This is a genomic window from Cupriavidus sp. 05T42 (assembly GCF_056396345.1).
The window spans coordinates 53594-71903 of the sequence record NZ_JBFTLH010000007.1 but is presented as its reverse complement, the minus strand read 5'-3'; the positions used below and the strand labels follow the sequence as shown (position 1 = coordinate 71903).

At 66.7% G+C, this 18310-nt stretch carries 16 protein-coding genes; 4 read left to right on the top strand and 12 right to left on the bottom strand.

Features of this window, described 5'->3' with window-relative positions; all coding sequences use genetic code 11:
* Positions 1 to 3 precede the first annotated feature (3 nt).
* From AC1EJR_RS11540 to AC1EJR_RS11515, 6 genes are all read right to left on the bottom strand, one after another.
* Positions 4 to 1857, bottom strand: a complete 1854-nt coding sequence (locus tag AC1EJR_RS11540; RefSeq protein ID WP_477147087.1) for a methyl-accepting chemotaxis protein — start codon at positions 1855 to 1857, stop codon at positions 4 to 6.
* A 129-nt stretch (positions 1858 to 1986) separates the two neighbouring features.
* Entirely contained in the window at positions 1987 to 3645 is a 1659-nt protein-coding gene (locus tag AC1EJR_RS11535; RefSeq protein ID WP_477147086.1) for a methyl-accepting chemotaxis protein, read from the bottom strand.
* Positions 3646 to 3724: 79 nt separating this feature from the next.
* Positions 3725 to 4213: a chemotaxis protein CheW gene (locus AC1EJR_RS11530; RefSeq protein WP_092295955.1), complete on the bottom strand. Its 489-nt coding sequence runs from the start codon at positions 4211 to 4213 to the stop codon at positions 3725 to 3727.
* A gap of 183 nt (positions 4214 to 4396) precedes the next feature.
* Positions 4397 to 4789, bottom strand: a complete 393-nt coding sequence (locus tag AC1EJR_RS11525) for a response regulator (RefSeq protein WP_477147085.1) — start codon at positions 4787 to 4789, stop codon at positions 4397 to 4399.
* Positions 4790 to 4996: 207 nt separating this feature from the next.
* A complete protein-coding gene (locus AC1EJR_RS11520) occupies positions 4997 to 6976 on the bottom strand; it encodes a putative bifunctional diguanylate cyclase/phosphodiesterase (RefSeq protein WP_477147084.1) in 1980 nt (659 codons plus the stop codon).
* Between the two features lie 132 nt (positions 6977 to 7108).
* Positions 7109 to 8884 (bottom strand): methyl-accepting chemotaxis protein, encoded by a 1776-nt coding sequence (locus tag AC1EJR_RS11515; protein WP_477147083.1) that lies wholly within the window; start codon positions 8882 to 8884, stop codon positions 7109 to 7111.
* Positions 8885 to 9451: 567 nt separating this feature from the next.
* Here AC1EJR_RS11515 and AC1EJR_RS11510 point away from each other — a divergent pair.
* Entirely contained in the window at positions 9452 to 9760 is a 309-nt protein-coding gene (locus tag AC1EJR_RS11510; protein WP_092295967.1) for an H-NS histone family protein, read from the top strand.
* A 103-nt stretch (positions 9761 to 9863) separates the two neighbouring features.
* Here the strand turns inward: AC1EJR_RS11510 and galE are convergent, their stop codons facing one another.
* Positions 9864 to 10883 (bottom strand): UDP-glucose 4-epimerase GalE, encoded by a 1020-nt coding sequence (gene galE / locus AC1EJR_RS11505; protein ID WP_441592657.1) that lies wholly within the window; start codon positions 10881 to 10883, stop codon positions 9864 to 9866.
* A gap of 133 nt (positions 10884 to 11016) precedes the next feature.
* On the bottom strand, positions 11017 to 12111 hold the full coding sequence (locus AC1EJR_RS11500; RefSeq protein ID WP_477113171.1) for a tyrosine-type recombinase/integrase: 1095 nt from the start codon (positions 12109 to 12111) through the stop codon (positions 11017 to 11019).
* Between the two features lie 135 nt (positions 12112 to 12246).
* Here AC1EJR_RS11500 and AC1EJR_RS11495 point away from each other — a divergent pair, with 135 nt between their 5' ends.
* Both AC1EJR_RS11495 and AC1EJR_RS11490 read left to right on the top strand, forming a co-directional pair.
* Positions 12247 to 12678, top strand: a complete 432-nt coding sequence (locus tag AC1EJR_RS11495) for a nuclear transport factor 2 family protein (protein WP_441592659.1) — start codon at positions 12247 to 12249, stop codon at positions 12676 to 12678.
* A gap of 50 nt (positions 12679 to 12728) precedes the next feature.
* Positions 12729 to 13724, top strand: a complete 996-nt coding sequence (locus tag AC1EJR_RS11490; RefSeq protein WP_092295979.1) for an NAD(P)H-dependent flavin oxidoreductase — start codon at positions 12729 to 12731, stop codon at positions 13722 to 13724.
* 9 nt (positions 13725 to 13733) lie between these two features.
* On the opposite strand, the gene AC1EJR_RS11485 is transcribed toward AC1EJR_RS11490, so the two are convergent.
* A complete protein-coding gene (locus tag AC1EJR_RS11485) occupies positions 13734 to 14336 on the bottom strand; it encodes a PadR family transcriptional regulator (protein ID WP_477109981.1) in 603 nt (200 codons plus the stop codon).
* A gap of 337 nt (positions 14337 to 14673) precedes the next feature.
* Between AC1EJR_RS11485 and AC1EJR_RS11480 the strand changes: the two genes are divergently transcribed.
* Positions 14674 to 14889, top strand: a complete 216-nt coding sequence (locus AC1EJR_RS11480; RefSeq protein WP_477109980.1) for a hypothetical protein — start codon at positions 14674 to 14676, stop codon at positions 14887 to 14889.
* Between the two features lie 167 nt (positions 14890 to 15056).
* On the opposite strand, the gene AC1EJR_RS11475 is transcribed toward AC1EJR_RS11480, so the two are convergent.
* The 3 genes from AC1EJR_RS11475 to pcaF all read right to left on the bottom strand — a co-directional run bounded on the left by AC1EJR_RS11475 (position 15057) and on the right by pcaF (position 18305).
* Positions 15057 to 16061 carry a Bug family tripartite tricarboxylate transporter substrate binding protein gene (locus AC1EJR_RS11475; RefSeq protein ID WP_092295988.1) on the bottom strand — a complete coding sequence of 335 codons (1005 nt, stop codon included), beginning with the start codon at positions 16059 to 16061 and terminating at the stop codon, positions 15057 to 15059.
* 103 nt (positions 16062 to 16164) lie between these two features.
* Positions 16165 to 16896: an SDR family NAD(P)-dependent oxidoreductase gene (locus AC1EJR_RS11470; RefSeq protein WP_092295991.1), complete on the bottom strand. Its 732-nt coding sequence runs from the start codon at positions 16894 to 16896 to the stop codon at positions 16165 to 16167.
* Between the two features lie 206 nt (positions 16897 to 17102).
* Complete coding sequence (pcaF, locus tag AC1EJR_RS11465) at positions 17103 to 18305, bottom strand: 3-oxoadipyl-CoA thiolase (protein WP_477147082.1); 1203 nt, start codon at positions 18303 to 18305, stop codon at positions 17103 to 17105.
* Positions 18306 to 18310 lie beyond the last annotated feature (5 nt).

Here is an 18310-nt window from a genome sequence, read left to right as displayed (position 1 = left end):
CGGTCAGAATGCGCTCCAGTCGCCGTTGTCGGATCCATTACCGGCCGCCGTGGCGGACGGACGCAACAGCTTCGGCTCGGTCGCTGCCGTGTCGTCGGCGGCTTCCGCTGCCGCCGCACCGGCACCGGCCACGACCAGCGCCGTGCCAGCGGCCTTGTTACGCGCGCCACGGGCCTTGGCACCCTTCAGCGCCGAGGTCACCGCCTTGACGCCGGGCCGGACCGCCGAACGCGCCGCAGGGGCGGCCGACAGGCCAAGCGCGGGCGCCGACGGCGCCACATCGTCATGCGACAGCTTGTAGCCCGACACCGAATCCTGGAGCTTCGACGCCTGATCCTGCAGCGAGCCGGCCGCCGCAGCGGCCTGCTCCACGAGCGCCGCATTCTGCTGCGTCACCTCGTCCATCTGCGCCACGGCCTGGTTCACCTGTTCGATGCCCGAGCTTTGCTCGGCGGAGGCCGCGCTGATCTCGCCCATGATGTCGGTCACGCGCTTCACGGCCTGGACGATCTCGCCCATGGTCGTGCCCGCCTGGCCCACCAGCGCTGCGCCGTTGTCCACGCGCGCCACGGTGTCGCCGATCAGGCCCTTGATTTCCTTGGCCGCATTGGCGCTACGCTGCGCCAGGCTGCGCACCTCGCCAGCCACCACGGCAAAGCCGCGGCCCTGTTCGCCGGCACGCGCCGCTTCCACGGCGGCGTTCAGCGCCAGGATGTTGGTCTGGAAGGCGATGCCTTCGATCACGCCGATGATGTCGACGATCTTGCGCGAGGCCTCGTTGATCTCGTCCATCGTCTTCACCACGCGACCCACCACCTCGCCACCGCGCACGGCGGTCTCCGAGGCATTGGCGGCCAGCCCGCTGGCCTGACGCGCGTTGTCGGCGTTCTGGCKGACCGTGCTGGTCAGCTCTTCCATGCTCGATGCGGTTTCCTCGAGCGAGGCCGCCTGCTGCTCGGTACGCTGCGACAGGTCGTTGTTGCCGGCCGCGATCTCGCGCGATGCCGTGCCAATCGATTCCGCCGATTCCTTGAACTCGCGCACCATCGACGACAGCTGCTCCTGCATCTGGCTCATCGCCAGCAGCAGGCTGCCACGGTCGCCGTTGCGCAGCGCCACCTTGCCCGAGAAGTCGCCATCGGCGATCTGCGAGGCGATCGACGCTGCGTAATCGGGCTCCCCGCCCAGCTGCTTCGACAGCTGACGCGCCAGGAACCAGCCCAGCAGCACGGAAAGCGCCAGACCGCCGACCACCAGGATCAGCATCAGCACGCGCGAGCTGTTATAGACGCTGGTCGATTCGTCCATGTTGAGCTTGGCGCGCTCGTCGCGGCGCTTGACCATCTTGAACAGCACGTCTTCCAGCGCGCGGCTGTCCTTGAGCAGGTCCGCGCTCTCGGTGAACACGGTGGATTCGAACTGCGACGTGTCCAGCGGCTGCTTGCCGACCAGCGCCACGTACTTCTCCATGCGTTCACGGAAGGCCGGCACCAGCGTTTCATACTGCTTGACCATCGCCTGGCCTTCCGGCGAGGTGAACGAGTCCTTGGCGGCCTTCACGCGCGCTTCCATGGCGGCCAGCGATTTCTCGATGGTCTCGCGCTCGGTGGCGCGCTCGCCCATCGTCGAGGCGGACAGCAGCGCGATCTGCGAGCGGCTGGCGTAGACGAGGTTGATATTGCCGTCCTGCACGGCCTTCAGGGCCTGCAGATCGCTGTTGTAGATCTTGCCGGTCCATTCCGCCATGCGCCCCATATTGACAACGCCCAGCAGGCCGATGATGGCGCCGATCACGGAAACGACCAGGAAGCCGGCAATAAGCCTGGTMGTAACGCGCAGTTGATTGAACCACTGCATAGAACTACCCCCTTCTGTCAAAAAAGACCGGGATGGGCATCGGTTGCCGCCTCCCGCGTTGTTATCGCGGCCGCTAGGCCGCTCTTACCCCGTTCCTGGCGCCACGTTGTGCCCGCGGCGTCTTGACGTTCAGATACTTGCGTACCCGGCTCCGCTTCCCACTTCCGGCGCCGGCAAGCCCTTGCGCGGGCGCGCCGGCCGGACTTCGGCCTGCATGCTGACGCGGAAGGTGGATACCGACTCGCGCAACCGGTTGGCCTGTTCTTCCAGTGCGCCGGCCGCGGCAGCGGCCTGCTCCACCAGCGCAGCGTTCTGCTGCGTCACCTCGTCCATCTGCGCCACGGCCTGGTTCACCTGTTCGATGCCAGAACTCTGCTCCGCCGATGCCGAACTGATCTCGCCCATGATGTCGGTCACGCGGCGCACGGCCTGCACGATCTCGTCCATGGTCGCGCCTGCGTCGCTCACCTGCGCCGCGCCGTTCTCCACGCGCGCCACGGTGTCGCCGATCAGGCCCTTGATTTCCTTGGCCGCGTTGGCGCTGCGCTGCGCCAGGCTGCGCACCTCGCCCGCCACCACGGCAAACCCCCGACCCTGCTCCCCGGCCCGCGCCGCTTCCACGGCGGCATTCAGGGCCAGGATGTTGGTCTGGAAGGCGATGCCTTCGATCACGCCGATGATGTCGACGATCTTGCGCGAGGCTTCGTTGATCTCGTCCATCGTCTGCACCACGCGGCCCACGGCGTCACCGCCGCGCACGGCGGTGTCCGAGGCATTGGCGGCCAGTCCGGTCGCCTGGCGGGCGTTGTCCGCGTTCTGGCGGACCGTGCTGGTCAGCTGCTCCATGCTCGAGGCGGTCTCTTCGAGCGAGGCCGCCTGCTGCTCGGTACGCTGCGACAGGTCGTTGTTGCCGGCCGCCACCTCGTGCGTGGCCGTGGAAATGCTCGCCATGCCTTCGTGGATGTCGTGCACCACGGACAGCAGGCTGCGCTGCATCGTGCGCATGGCCCGCGCCAGCGCGCCGATTTCATCGTTCGATTCGTGGTCGAAGCMAGTGGTCAGGTCGCCCGCGCCCATGCGCAGGGCGAAGTCGAGCATCTCGCCGACCGGGCGCTCMACCCGCGTCACCAGCATCGAGCCCGCCGCGAACGAGGACAGCACGGCCAGCCCGAAGGCGCCCCACAGCCACGGCCACAGTTGCGCAGCGGCCTCCGGCGCGAGCCAGTGCGCGCCGCCCGCAGCCGCCAGGAACCAGACCAGTCCGGCCAGCTGGGCCCAGAGGATGCGGCGCTTGAGGTCCACGCGCGTCAGGCGGCCCAGCAGCCCGGCGAGGCCCGTGCGCACCACTGCGCCATCGCGAATCGCCAGCCCGCGCGCCCGGTTCTCCCGGAAGCGCTGGTACAGCGCGGCGGTGGCGTCGATCTGCTCCCGGCTGGCCATCGCCCGGACCGAGGTGTAGCCCACCACACGATCTGCCACGCGCGTGGGCGTGACGGTGGCCAGCACCCAGTAGTGGTCGCCGTCCTTGCGGCGGTTCTTGACCACGCCGGTCCAGGACTGGCCGGCCTCCAGGGCGCGCCAGAGATCGGCGAACGCTTCCGGCGGCATGTCGGGATGGCGCACGAGGTTATGCGCCGCGCCAAGCAGCTCCTCCGCCGTGAAGCCGCTGGTCTCGATGAACGCCCGGTTCGCGAACGTGATCCGTCCCTTGAGATCGGTTCGCGAAATCAGGTAGTCGTTCGGCGAGAGCAGGTGCTCGCGTTGGGTTACAGGCTGGTTGTTGCGCATGTCTCGTTGCTGCGTGAAAGCCGTGGGCGCCAGCGCGCTTTGTCAGGCGTACGCGCCGTGGGCCGGTGTGAAGTGGGGATCAGTGGCTGCTGGCCGCGGCGTCGATGGCGGCGAGGTCGTCGATGTTCATCAACTTCTCGATGTCCGCCAGGATCAGCATGCGGCCTTCGAGCGAGCCCAGCCCGCGGATGTATTCGGTGTCCACGCCGCCGGAGAGTGCCGGGGCGGGCTTGATCTGCGCCGGCGCCAGCGTCAGCACGTCTGACACGCCGTCAACCACGATGCCGGTGGTGCGTTGATGGAGATCAACGATGATCACCACGGTGTACTGGTCGTAGCTGACCTCGGCCTGATTGAACTTGATGCGCAGGTCGATGATGGGAACGATGATGCCGCGCAGGTTGATCACGCCCTTCAGATAGGCGGGCGCGTTGGCGATCTGCGTCACCGATTCGTAGCCGCGAATCTCCTGCACCTTCAGGATGTCGATGCCGTATTCTTCGCGACCGAGGCGGAACGCGAGGAATTCTTCACCCGCGCCGTCTGCCTTGTTGATGCTCGTATTCATGGTTGCCCCCGCTGGCTGGATGGGTCGAGGCCGGGGTTCCGTGCCCCTTGGCTTGTGGCGACCCGCGATTTGCGACCCACAATATGCGGCCAGAGGCAGCCGGCGCGCGCCGGACACCTGCTATGGCCCTCCAGTATTTACGGCAGCAAACGGGGTGAATGAAGGGCGACATGGCCCGCGACATTACCCCTCCGTGGGAKGGGTCGGCAGGTCCAGCAAGGCTTCCACCGACGCCATCAGTTCTTCCGGATCGAACGGCTTGGCCAGGAAACCGGACGCGCCAGCCTCGCGGGCCTGATCGCGGATGCGGTCGTCGTGCTCGGTGGAAAGCATCAGGATCGGCACGCCGGCATAGTCCGGCAGCGCMCGCAGCGCGCGGATCAGCGCCAGGCCGTCCATGCCGGGCATCACCTGATCGGTCACCAGCATCCCGAAGCGCCCTTCCAGCGCCACCTCGTGGGCCTCCTTGCCGTCGGCGGCCTCCGTCACCGTGTAGCCGCCAGCCCGCAGGCAGGCGCCGATCATGCGGCGAAGGGAAGGCGAATCGTCGACGACGAGAATGCTCGGGAGGGACATGGGGGGACTCCGGGGTAAAAGTTGGTCCGCCTGCGTGCGTGCAAGAGGCGCGCGCGCCCAGGCTGCTGGCGACGGACGGGCCAGCCGTGTGCACGCGGTACGCGTGCCACTGCCTGTCTTCAGCATATCGACCCGTTCGTGCCCGGATTTGAGGCAACAACGCGTCGATTAGAGGAAAGCTTCTAATCCGGGGATCCCGGCGCGAGGTCAGGCGCGCAGCGGTTCAGCGCCGTGCAGGGTGTCGGCGAACGCCGACGGCTCCAGCGGCAGCGCCATCAGGAAGCCCTGCACTTCGTCGCAGCCCATGCCGTGCAGGATGTCCAGCTGCGAGTTCGACTCCACGCCCTCCGCCACCACCTTCATGCGCAGTTCGTGCGCCAGCGCCACCATGGAGCCGACGATCGCGCGGCCCTGCGGGTCCGTATCGAGCCCGCCGATCAGCGTCCGGTCGATCTTGAGCGTGCCTACGCGCAGCCGCTTCAGGTAACCCAGGCTTGAATAGCCGCTGCCGAAGTCGTCCAGCGCCACCTGAACGCCCAGCGCCTGCAGTTCCGCCAGCGTCTCCAGCGACTTGCCGATGTCCTTCATCGCCGCCGTCTCGGTAATCTCCAGCGTGATGGCCGAAGGCGGAATGTCGTGCTGGTGGATCTGTTCCAGCAGGTACTGCGGGAAATTCCGGCTCGCGAAGCGCAACCCGGACACATTGATCGCCACCGGCACGATGGGCAGCCCGGCATCGTGCCACTGGCGCACCTGCGCGCAGACCGTGGCGATCACCCAGTCGTCGAGCTTGTCGATCTGGCCCGACTGCTCGGCCACCATGATGAATTCGGCCGGATTGACCGCGCCCAGCGTGGGATGGCGCCAGCGGCACAACGCCTCGGCGCCCACCACGCGGCGGGTCTTCACATCGAACTTGGGCTGGTACATCAGCCGCAGGCCGTCGTCCTGGATGGCCAGCCAGAGGTCGCGCCGGATCACGCGCATACGGCGCGCGCGCTCGCCGGCGGCGGAATTGAACACGCGCACCTGGTTGGAGCCGCTCTCGCGCGCCTCCGCCAGGCTCACGCGGGCGGCCTGCATCAGCGCCTCGGAGGTCTGCGCGTCGCGCGGATAGATGGCGATGCCGATATTCACGCCGATCTGCATCTGCAAGCCCCGCGCCGCCACGAACTCCGCCAGCGAGCCGAGCACGCGCGAGCCCAGTTCATGCGCCCGGCTGTGTTGCACCAGTGCCGGCACGCCCACGGCGAATTCGTCGCGCGCCAGTCGGGCCAGGAAGTCGTGCGGCTCCAGCGCGGCTTGCGCCAGCGCGCCGGCATCCTGGGCGAGGATGTCGTCGGCGCGCACCTCGAATACTTCGTCCACCTCGCGGAAATCGGCGATATGGATCAGCAGCACCGCGCAGCCGGTGTCGGAGAGCCGCGCATGGGCGATGGTCTGGTCGAGCCACCGCGCGAACGCGTTGCGGTCCGGGAGGTCGGTCGTCACGCTGTACTCGCCGACCGGTGCCTGTCCACGCGCGGCGGGCCGCACGGTCAGGCCGGGAATGCGCGACAGGCCGCGCCGCCCTGCCCGCTGCTCCTGGCGCGAGACCATGCCGGCAGGCAGTTCGTCGATGCCATCGCCCGCCAGAACCGGCTCGACGCCAGCCGGCAGCCAGCCGCGCGACTGCGCGCGGTGCACCGCGAACATCGCCGCGCAGAGCAGCGCCAACCCGCCGGCCAGCCAGGMCGGTGCGGGCAGCCCGGTCGCTTCCACGCAGGCGCGGGCGCTCAAGCCCGTGCCGCCGCACACGCCTCCCAGGCGCGCGCCAGCCACGGCCACCAGGCCGGCGCCGGACGCCATCGCCAGCGCCACGGCCACACCCCAGCCGCGTCGGCCTTGGCGGAACCAATGGAAGATGGGCGGAATCACTTGCGCGACGATGGCCGTCGCCGCCAGCGTCGCCACGAACGTGGCGGCCATCTTCACGCCGTCATTGGCGGCGGTGAGCGTGCCGGAGGCGATGGCCACCCAGACCGGCATGCCGAGCGTGGCCTGCGACATCAATGCCGCCGACCACGTCAGGCTGCGCGCGGCCTTGCGGCCCGGCGTGCKGTCGCCCGATGCCGTGCGGCGCGCGCGCGCGGCGGCAAGGCCGAGCACGGACGCAAGCATCAGGAGGCTGTAAGTCGTGGCAGTCATGGGGGCGGCGCGTTTGTGGCGGGCACGGATGCCGGCATACCCTCGATGCGGGCCATCGGGCGGCCCGTATCACGGCATCGTGTCTCCGCCATGGGAACAGTCAAGCGCTTACTTCAAACGATGATTGGGCGATCAGAACGCGGCCCAGTCGTCGTCCGCGCGCGAGGCAGGGGCCGCCCCCGACGCCGACAACTGCGGGCGCACCAGCTGCGACTCGCGTGACTTGCGCACCACCGGCGGCCGTGCGCTGGCGGGGCGGGCGGCAGCGCGTGCCGGGCCCGACGCGGGCGACGACATGGCCAGCTTCGGCGCGGCATGCACCGGGGCCGGCGCGGCGGCGCGACGACCGTCCTCGCCACCCAGCGTGAACACCGACACCACGTTCTTGAGCTTCTGCGCCTGTTCCTCGAGCGCACCGGCGGCAGCCGCCGCTTCCTCGACCAGCGCCGCGTTCTGCTGCGTCACCTGGTCCATCTGGTTCACCGCCTGATTCACCTGCTCGATGCCGGTGGTCTGCTCCTGCGACGCCGCGCCGATCTCGTTCATGATGTCCGTCACGCGACGCACGGCCTGGACGATCTCGCCCATGGTCTGGCCGGCCTCGGCCACCAGACGCGTACCGCTTTCCACGCGCTGGCCCGATTCGCCGATCAGCGTCTCGATTTCCTTGGCGGCGTTGGCGCTGCGCTGCGCCAGGCTGCGCACCTCGCCGGCCACCACGGCAAAGCCACGGCCCTGTTCACCGGCCCGCGCCGCTTCCACGGCGGCATTCAGCGCCAGGATGTTGGTCTGGAAGGCGATGCCTTCAATCACGCCGATGATCTCGACCACCTTGCGCGAGGCGCCGTTGATCTCGTTCATCGTATCCACCACGCGGCCCACCACGTCGCCACCCTTCATGGCGATCTGCGACGCCTCGCCAGCCAGCACGCCAGCCTGGCGCGCGTTGTCGGCGTTCTGGCGCACCACCGTGGTCAGTTCCTCCATGCTCGCCGCGGTCTGCTCCAGCGACGACGCCTGTTCCTCGGTGCGCTGCGACAGGTCGGTGTTGCCGGCGGCAATCTGCTGCGTGGCCGAGGCAATCGAATCGGTACCGCCGCGCACTTCGGCGACGATGCCCGACAGGCTCTCCTGCATCTTCGCCAGCGCCTGCATCATCCGGYCGATCTCGTTCTTCGACATGCTGACGATGCGCGAGGTCAGGTCACCGCGCGCCATGCGCTCGAACACGTCGAGCGCTTCCTCCACCGGGCGCACGATCGCACGTTGCAGCATCACGGCCGCCAGGATGGCAACGACGGTTCCGGCCACAATCAGGACGATCGACAACAGGCGAATGCTCTCAAAACGGGCCTGGGCGCCTTCGAAGCTGCCCTTGGCCACGTTCATCTGGAATTTCTCGAGCTTCTCGTGGGCCGTGGCCATCGTGCGCTGGAGGTCGGGCAGCACGTCGCGGGCCAGGCGCAGGGACTCTTCGCGGTTACCGGCGACCAGCGCCTGCTGGAGCGGCGTCACGCCCTTCTCGAAGAAAGCCTGGCGCGCGACGCCCAGCGGGGTGGCGAGCGCCTTTTCCTCATCGCCCTGGGGCAGCGCCGAATAGCGCTTCCAGCCGGCGTTGGACGACTCGACGAAGATMATGGAGCGGTCCACGTTCTTCTTCATGTCGTCGCTTTCGCTKCCGGGCATGACGCCACGGTCCAGCGCCAGGCGCACGCGGGTGGTGCCCAGCATCGCCTCGCTCAGCGCAAGCGCCGAGGCAAGCTGGTTCGAATAGGTTTCCTTCAGCGCATCATTGGTTTGCGAGATGCCATGCAACCCGGCCCCGCCCACCAGCAGCAGGATGGCGGTGAGCACGACCATGGCGCCCCGCAAAAGGGTCTTGATCTGAATATCGTTGTGAAAGGACATGATTCGCTGAATGAATAGGAGGAAACCCGGCGCCCTCCCGGCACCGGTCCGGCAGGCGGACACCCCTGGCAGCCTGCTCAAGACACGATAACGGCGCGGTCTCAACCATCCTTGAGGCAACCGGCAAATCGAATTCACTGTGCGGATAAGGCACCCGAGGCAAATGCGCAAAATGCGGTGGCATACACCGCACATATGCCCCGGATGCACTGCACAAAACGGCCGACTCAAACAGGCGAATCGTCTCAAATGCGGCAGAATCCGAAACGCGTCGGCAGGCCAGTTCAGCGTCCGCCGAATATCGCGCCGTTTTGCATCTACGGGCCGCGCGCTGCCGTGCCGAATCGATGGTTATCCTGACCACCCGGGTATTCGCGCTGGCGTTACTCGATTKCCCCGGCAAATGCCGGCGGCGACAGCCCTCCCTGATAAAAGTTCAGGAGATTAAGTGATTTGAGACTTTTCGCAAATTGGCCCCTGGCGCGGAAAAGGGATTTGCAGGGCGGGGTGCAGCGGTTATAATGCCCTCGACAATTCGCGGACCCATCTATAAATAGAGGCTTGGAAATGGCGACCTATCAGGAAATCGTTCAGAAAATCAGCGAACTGCAGAAGCAGGCGGAAGAGATCAAGTCGCGCGAGCAGGCGACTGTGATTGCCGATATTCGCGAAAAAATCGAACAATATGGCCTGACCGCCGACGATCTCGGATTTGGCAGCGGCAAGGCCGTGGCCAGCAAGAAGGCCGCGCGCAAGGTGCCGGTGCGCTATCGCGACAGCGCCGGCAATACCTGGACCGGCCGCGGCAAGCGCCCGGGCTGGCTGACCCAGGCCCTGGCCAACGGCAAAACGGTGGAAGATTTCCTGATCCGCTGATCGCCGCGTCACCGCACCAATAAAAAACCGGGCCTTGGCCCGGTTTTTTATTGCGCGTCGGTTATCCCGCTGCCGCAGAAACGGGTACGCACCCCGTCATCGCTCAGCCGGCAAACCCGTTCGGATTCATTGACTGCCAGCGCCACGAGTCCTCACACATGCGGTCGATGTCATGCTGGGCGCGCCAGCCAAGCAGCTCCTGGGCAAGCGCCGGATCGGCATAGCAGGAAGCGATATCGCCGGGCCGCCGCGCCACGATTTCATAAGGAACAGGCCGGCCGCTCGCACGTTCGTAAGCCTTCACCACCTCCAGGACGCTGTAGCCACGGCCGGTGCCAAGGTTCACGGTCATGCCGCGCGGCTGCTCGCGCAAGTATTTCAGCGCAGCCACATGGCCGTCGGCCAGGTCGCAGACGTGGATATAGTCGCGCACGCCGGTGCCATCCACGGTGGGGTAGTCGCCGCCATAGACGCTCAGTTTCTGCCGGCGCCCGCCCGCCACCTGGGCCACATACGGCATCAGGTTGTTGGGAATGCCGCCCGGGTCCTCGCCAATCAGCCCGCTGTCATGGGCACCAACCGGATTGAAATACCGGAGATATCCGATTCGCCAACTCGCATCCGAAATCTCGATATCGCGCAGAATCTGCTCGCCCATCAGCTTGGTCTGGCCGTACGGATTGGTCGCGGACAGCGGAAAATCCTCGAGGATCGGCACGGCATGCGGATTCCCGTAAACCGTGGCCGACGAACTGAATACCAGTTGTTTCACGTTGGCCGACTGCATCGCGGCGCAAAGCGTCAACAATCCGTTGAGATTGTTGCTGTAATACTCGATCGGCTGGCTCACCGACTCGCCCACCGCCTTCAACGCGGCAAAATGGATCGCACCGGAAATCTTGTGTTCGGCGAACAGCTTGTCCAGCAGCGCGCGGTCACGCACGTCGCCTTCGACGAAATTGGGCGTCGCGCCGGTAATCTGCGCCAGGCGTTCGACAACTGCACGGTTGCTGTTACAGAGATTATCGATACCGACAACGTTGTAGCCTGCTTCGTGCAGTGCCACCCAAGTGTGGGAAGCAATATAGCCGGTGGCACCGGTCAGCAGTAAGGTCTCAGCCATGGAAAGGATCAGGGTCAGAAATAGGAATTCGGGGGCGATGCCACGCGCCGGATCGGGCGCATTTGCGCGGGGCGCTCATCATAGCCGGCGCGGGTTACGCCCAACATATCACGGCTGCGTCACAGCGCCATCGTCAAGACGGCTGAGGCGCGGCGGACCGGGTCGGCGGCAGGCCGGCACGTGCCTGCCACGCCTCATAGGCGGCGTGCAGCCGCCAGCCGGACTCCAGATCGCGCATGCCGAGCACCTGGGCCACCTTGGCCGGTGCAGTACCGGCATCGAAGTGCATCGCACCGCACGTATTGCGCAGCGTCTGCGGCGACGCCCGCTCGCGCCGCCCGGCCAGCACGCCGGCCTCTTCTAATAGAAGCTCCACGCGACGGTAGATCGAAGCCGCATGCATCGGCCGGCCATTGGCCATCGCCGGGAAGACCAGTTCGCCGAGCGTGCCGGCGGCCGCGCGCAGCGCCAGCCAGTGGCGCAGCGGCACCTCGGCGAACGGGAACAGCGACACGGTATAGGCGCGGCCGTTGTCCGGGCGCACCATGCGCAGGGCCAGCGCGGCGCCCTCTCCACCATCGCCAGCCCCTTCCTCCAAGCCGTCGATGGTTTCCACGCGCAGCGCGCGCACCTCTGCCACCTTCAGGCCGCCACCCAGCAGCACGGCGATCAGCGCCACGTCGCGCGCGCGCTTCCACTGCGTAGGCGAAATGCCGCGCGACAGGTCCGGCCGCTCGAGCCCATCGGGCGACAGCACGCGCGCCACCAGCAGATCGCGCTCGCCCGGCAGCAGGAAGGCCGTGGGGTCGTTATCCCCCTCCGTCAGATGATTCTTCACCGCCTGACTCGCGGGATTGTGCAAGTTCTGTTGCAGCAGCGAGAGATGGTGGAACACGCGCTCGATCAGCCGCGCATAACGATAACGATGGCGCTTGTGCAGGTCCTGGGCATCGAGAAACGCGCCGATCTGCCCCGCCGACCACGTCAGCGGCGGCAAGCCCTGCTCGCCGGACCAGCGCAGCAGCTTGCCCCACATCGCCCGATAGACGACGGCGGTGCCGTGCCGGAAACCATGGCTGGCCAGCCAGCCATCGAACGCGCGCTCGGGTTGACGGCGCCAGGCGTCGAGGTCGGCATCGAACAGGGCATCGGGCTGCGGGTCGGCCCCGGAAAGCGTGGTCAAGAGTGCTCCTGGATGACGCGCCGCGAAAAACGGCGATGCGTGCATTGTAGACAACCCGGCACACGAAGCTGCCTGCCGCTTGCAAAACGCCTCCGCGTCGTGATACCTTGCCACTCACTATGCAACCAGTTGCATAGAGCAGATTCCACTACGACTTTCGACGTGATCGGAGGAGACCCGATGCGAAACCTCTCACTCGCGCCCGCCGCGGCGCAATCGCTGGACACGTGGCACACGATGATCGCCACCCACAATATGGACGCGCTCGATAGCATCGTCGCCGACGAAGTGGTGTTTCGTTCACCCGTGGCGCACACGCCCTACCCGGGCCGCGCCGCCATCCAGCTGGTGCTGACCACGGTGAACGAGGTCTTCGAGGACTTCCGCTACCACCGCAGCTTCGTCGGCGACGACCAGGCGAGCGTGGTGCTCGAATTCAGTGCCAATGTGGCCGACAAGGCGCTGAAGGGCATCGACATGATCCGTTTCGATGCCACCGGCAAGATCGTCGAATTCGAAGTCATGGTGCGCCCGCTGAGCGCATTGCAGGCGCTGGGCGAGGCCATGGGCGCCCGCCTCGGCGCCCAGAAACACATCTTGCGGGGCGCCTGAGCGACTCGTATTTCCACGCCCCATCTATTAGAGATCAGAGGAATCCCATCATGGCCCTTCCCGCCCTGCTCCAGAACCTGTCGCTGCCGGCCGTCTGCTCGCCGCTGTTCATCATTTCCAATCCCGACCTCGTGATCGCCCAGTGCAAGGCCGGCGTGGTCGGCTCGTTCCCGGCGCTGAACGCACGCCCGGCCGAGAAGCTCGAGGTATGGCTGGACCGCATCACCACGGAACTGGCCGAGCACGACGCCAGGCACCCAGACCGTCCTTCCGCCCCGTTCGCGGTGAACCAGATCGTGCACAAGTCCAACGACCGCCTGGAGCACGACCTGGAACTGTGCGTGCGCTACAAGGTGCCCATCGTCATCACCTCGCTCGGCGCGCGCAAGGAAGTCAATGACGCCGTGCATTCCTACGGCGGCATCGTGCTGCATGACGTCATCAACAACACCTTCGCGCGCAAGGCGATCGAGAAGGGCGCGGACGGGCTGGTCGCCGTGGCGGCCGGCGCGGGCGGCCATGCCGGCACACTGTCACCGTTCGCGCTGCTGCATGAAATCCGGGAATGGTTCGATGGCCCGCTGCTGCTGTCCGGCGCCATCGCCAGTGGCAACGCCGTGCTGGCCGCGCAGGCCGCCGGGGCGGACCTTGCCTATATCGGCTCGGCCTTCATCGCCACCCAGGAAGCGAACGCGCAGGACGCCTACAAGCAGATGATCGTCGACAGCTCGGCGGACGATATCGTCTATTCCAACTTGTTCACGGGCGTACACGGCAATTACCTGCGCAACAGCATCGTGCGCGCGGGGTTGGACCCGGAAGCCCTGCCGACCTCCGATGCCTCGAAGATGAATTTCGGCTCGGCGAGCGTCAAGGCGTGGAAGGACATCTGGGGCGCCGGCCAGGGCGTGGGCGCGATCAAGCGCGTGGTGCCGGCCGGTGAACTGGTGCGTCGATTTGTGGAGGAGTATGCACTCGCTCGCCGTCGCCTCGGTCTGGCCGAAGCCGCCCCGGCCAGCGCGGCCTCCGCGCTCGACGTGGCCTGACGGTAGCAGTTACGTGTTGTCGCTGGCGGCGGGAGCCGCCAGCAGCGGCAGCAGGTCCTTGGCCCACTTCACCCAGTCTTCCTCATAGCGGATGCCGCGCCTGAGCAGCGCATGATGAATCTGCCGCGTGCGGTCGGCCTGCCCGGCCGCGAAGTCCTTCTGCTCGATCTTGAGAAACGTCTCAAGCCGCGCCTCATGCAGCGCGATCAGCCGTGCCATCTCGTCGGCCAGTCCCAGTGGCCCGATTGCAGCATCTGCACGTAGCTTCACCAGAATTTCCTCACGCTGATCGATCCCCAGCCCGGGGGCGAGCACCCAGCGCGCCAGTTCGTCGCGACCAGCCGGCAACACGCGATACACCTTCTTGCGACTCTTCTTCTCCACGCCATCGGCCTCGGCGGGCTCGCCGCCGTTGGTGCCATTGCTCGCGCCATTGCCCTGCTCATCGGCCGCAATCCAGCCGTGATCGGCCATGCGGCCCAGTTCCCGATAGATCTGCTGGTGCGTGGCGTGCCAGAAATAGCCGATGGACTTGTCGAACCGGCGCGCGAGGTCGTAGCCGGAGGACGGCTTTTCGATCAGCGAAATCAACAGGGCGTGCTGGGTAGACATGAGGCGGGATCTGGGTGCGGGAGCCTGGCATGAAGGTTGCGACCCTGCCCCGCGATGAGCGGGTGAGGTCGCGGCGAAGCTGCCCGGTATGGTAACGCGCAAGTCACGCGGCGTCATGCCGTTAACCCATGGGATACGCGCTTGTTGCGCCCCAGGCATCGGCAATGCGCGCCGGCGTCTATTTATGACAATTTAGTCAATTGTCTCGAAACAGATCTAAAAAAAACGAAATGGCATTTCCCGACCGCTTGCAATACATTCCAGACATTGCCACCCGCATGCGCGCGCCCCTTTGCCGGCCCAACGTTCCGCGTCATGCGTCTCCCGGGAGTTGTCTATGAACGCAAGACCGGAATTCACCGAAGGCTCCGCCGCTGGCGAGGCCGCCGCGCCTGTCCTCGCGGCCCGCGCCCGCGCCGGTTCGGCCCCGATCTACTACCGGCTGCCCGACACGCCGGAAGGGCATCACATCAAGGAATACGCGAGCGGGCTGCGCCAGCTCGTGCGCTTTGTCGGTGTCGAGGAACAAGTGGTCAAGTACAGCCTGACCTGATTTCCCGCACACCGGCCCGTGCCGGTTGTCTCCTCCTGTCCCTCCGGGACCTGGGATTTCTGCCCGCGACTGGTTCGCGGGCTTTTTCTTGGGCATAAAAAAACCGGCCCATCGGGCCGGTTCCCAGTACTGCTTACTGCGTACTGCGTGCTTCAGTGCTGCAACGATCAGTCCACCGTCGCGCCGGAGGCCTTCACGACCTTGGCCCACTTGGCGGACTCGGACTTCATGAAGGCGGCGAGCTGGGCCGGCTTTTCCGGGTTCGGCTCGGCGCCTTGTTCGGCCATCTGCTTCTTCACTTCCGGCATGGCGAGGATCTTCACCACTTCGGCGTTCAGGCGGTCGACGATCGGCTGCGGCGTGCCGCCCGTGGCGTACAGCGCGAACCACGACGTGGCTTCATAGCCGGGCACGCCGGCTTCGGCCACCGTCGGCACGTCCGGCAGGGCCGGCGAGCGCTTGCCCGAGGTCACGGCGATGGCGCGCAGCTTGCCGGCCTTCACGTGCGGGTACGACGACGGCATGTTGTCGAACATCAGGCCGATCTGGTTGCCCAGCAGGTCGTTCACGGCCGGGGCGCTGCCCTTGTACGGAATGTGCTGGATGTGCAGGTTGGTCATCGAGTTGAACAGCTCACCCGAGAGGTGCATCGACGAGCCGCTGCCCGACGAGCCGTACGACAGCTTGTCCGGGTTGGCCTTCACGTAGGCGATCAGTTCCTTCACGTTGTGCACCGGCACCTTCGGGTTCACCACGACGATGTTCGGCACCATGGCCACGCGCGTGATCGGCGCGAAATCCTTCACCGGATCGTACGGCAGCTTGGAGTACAGCGACTGGTTGATGGCGTGCGTGCCGATGGTGCCCATGAACAGCGTGTAGCCGTCGCCCGGGGCCTTGGCGGCCAGCGAAGCGCCGATGTTGCCGCCCGCGCCCGGACGGTTGTCCACCACCACGGGCTGGCCCAGGGCCTTGCCCAGCTGCAGGCTGACGATACGCGCCAGGATGTCGGTGGTGCCACCGGCCGAGAACGGCACGATCATCGTGATCGGCTTGGTCGGATAGGTGCCCTGTGCCTGCGCGCCGCCCACGGCGGCAATGCCGGCGGCCAGTGCCACACCAGCGGCCAGCAGGCGTCTGCGCGCCTTCGAAGGTTGATTGGTCATGCTCATCTTGTGCTCCAGGAATGAAATGCTCGCCAACGGCTGGGATAGGTGCCGCCGACGCCAAGCTTTGAATCGCTATTTCCGCCCCGTGCCAGGGCGGGCATCTTTCTTATACGGGCGCCACGCCCAGCGTGGTTCCGCCGCAGACGTACAGCACCTGTCCGGTCACGAAACCATTCTCGGGCGAGAGGAAGAAGAGCGAGGCACGCGCCACGTCTTCCGGCGTTCCCATTCGTTTCACGGCGATGCTTGCCAGGATGCGCCGTGTTTGTTCGCTGCCCTCCGGATTGCTCCGGCGGAACAGCTCGGTGGCGATGGGACCCGGTGCCACGGCGTTGACGGTGATGCCGTCGCCGCCCAGCTCCATCGCCAGCGTTCGGGTCATGCCAACCAGCCCGGCCTTGACCGCGGAATACACCACGCGGTCGGGCTTGCCCAGCGCCGCGCGCGAGGCCATGTTGACGATGCGGCCAAAGCCGGCCGCACGCATCGCGGGCAGGCAGGCCTGGGTGAGCAGCATGGTGGCCTGCAGCGTCAGGCCCACTACGTAGTCTAGGTCGGCCGTGGTGGCCGTGTCGGCGGTACCGGGGCGGGTGGCGCCGGCGTTGTTCACCAGCCGCGTCACGGCGAAGCGCGACGTCACCTGCGCCGCCGCCGCGCGCGTGGCGTCGGCGTTGGTCAGGTCGGCCTGGAAGAACGTCATGTTGGGGTGCGACCACGCGGGTTCCGCGTAATCGACATTGACCACCTGGGTCACGCCATCGGCAAGCAGCATTTCGGCGATGGCGCGGCCGATACCAGAACTGGCGCCGGTGATAAGCGTGGCAACGGGAAGGGACATCTCGGTACTCCGTACCGGCAACTTCAGCCGGGTCCGTCAGAAAAAGATGCGGCCAGCCGGCGAGCCCGTCGGCCCGGCCGCATTGCTCTACCTCGTTGGGGAAGAGACACCACTGAAACTTCCCATCCGGGTAAACGGCAGGAAGCGGACGAAACTTGAGGGGCGCCCGGCGCCCCTCAAGCCCGTCAGGACACGTTCAGCAACGGTCAGACGCGTTCGATCACCATGGCGATGCCCTGGCCCACGCCGATGCACATCGTGCACAGCGCGTAGCGGCCGCCGGTGCGATGCAGCTGGTACATCGCCGTGGTCACCAGGCGGGCACCGCTCATGCCGAGCGGGTGGCCCAGCGCGATGGCGCCGCCGTTGGGGTTCACGCGCTTGTCATCGTCGGCGATGCCGAGCTGGCGCAGCACGGCCAGCCCTTGTGCAGCAAACGCCTCATTCAGTTCGATCACGTCGATCTGGTCCAGCGACATGCCCAACTGCTTCATCAGCTTCTGGGTAGCCGGGGCCGGGCCGATGCCCATCACGCGCGGCGCCACGCCGGCAGTCGCCATGCCGACGATGCGGGCACGCGGGGTCAGGCCGTGCTGCTTCAGGCCGGCCTCGCTGGCCAGCAGCAGGGCGCAGGCGCCGTCGTTCACGCCCGAGGCGTTACCGGCGGTGACCGTGCCGTCGGCGCGGACCACGCCGCGGAGCTTGGCCAGCGCTTCCATGCTGGTGGCACGCGGATGTTCGTCGCGCTCCACCACGATGGCGTCGCCCTTCTTCTGCGGAATGGTGACCGCCGTGATTTCCTGGGCCAGCGTGCCGTCGGCCTGGGCGCGGGAAGCCTTTTCCTGGCTGCGCAGCGCCATCAGATCCTGGTCTTMGCGGCTGATCTTGTAGTCGGTGGCGACGTTCTCGGCGGTCTCGGGCATCGAGTCCACGCCGTAGGCGGCACGCATCGCCGGGTTGATGAAGCGCCAGCCGATGGTGGTGTCGAAGATCTGCGCATCGCGCGAGAATGCCGAGGTGGCCTTGCCCATCACGAACGGGGCGCGGCTCATGCTTTCCACGCCGCCGGCGATCATCAGCGTGGCTTCGCCCGACTTGATGGCGCGCGCGGCCGTGCCGGTGGCGTCCATGCCGGAGCCGCACAGGCGGTTGATGGTGGCGCCGGGCACGGCGTCAGGCAGGCCCGCCAGCAGCGACGACATGCGCGCCACGTTGCGGTTGTCCTCGCCAGCCTGGTTGGCGTTGCCGTAGATCACGTCATCGATGGCGGACCAGTCCAGGTTCGGGTTACGCGCCATCAGGGCGCGCAGCGGCACGGCGCCGAGGTCGTCCGGGCGCACCGCGGACAGGCTGCCGGCATAACGGCCGATGGGGGTACGGATGGCGTCGCAGATGAAAGCGTCAGTCATGTTCT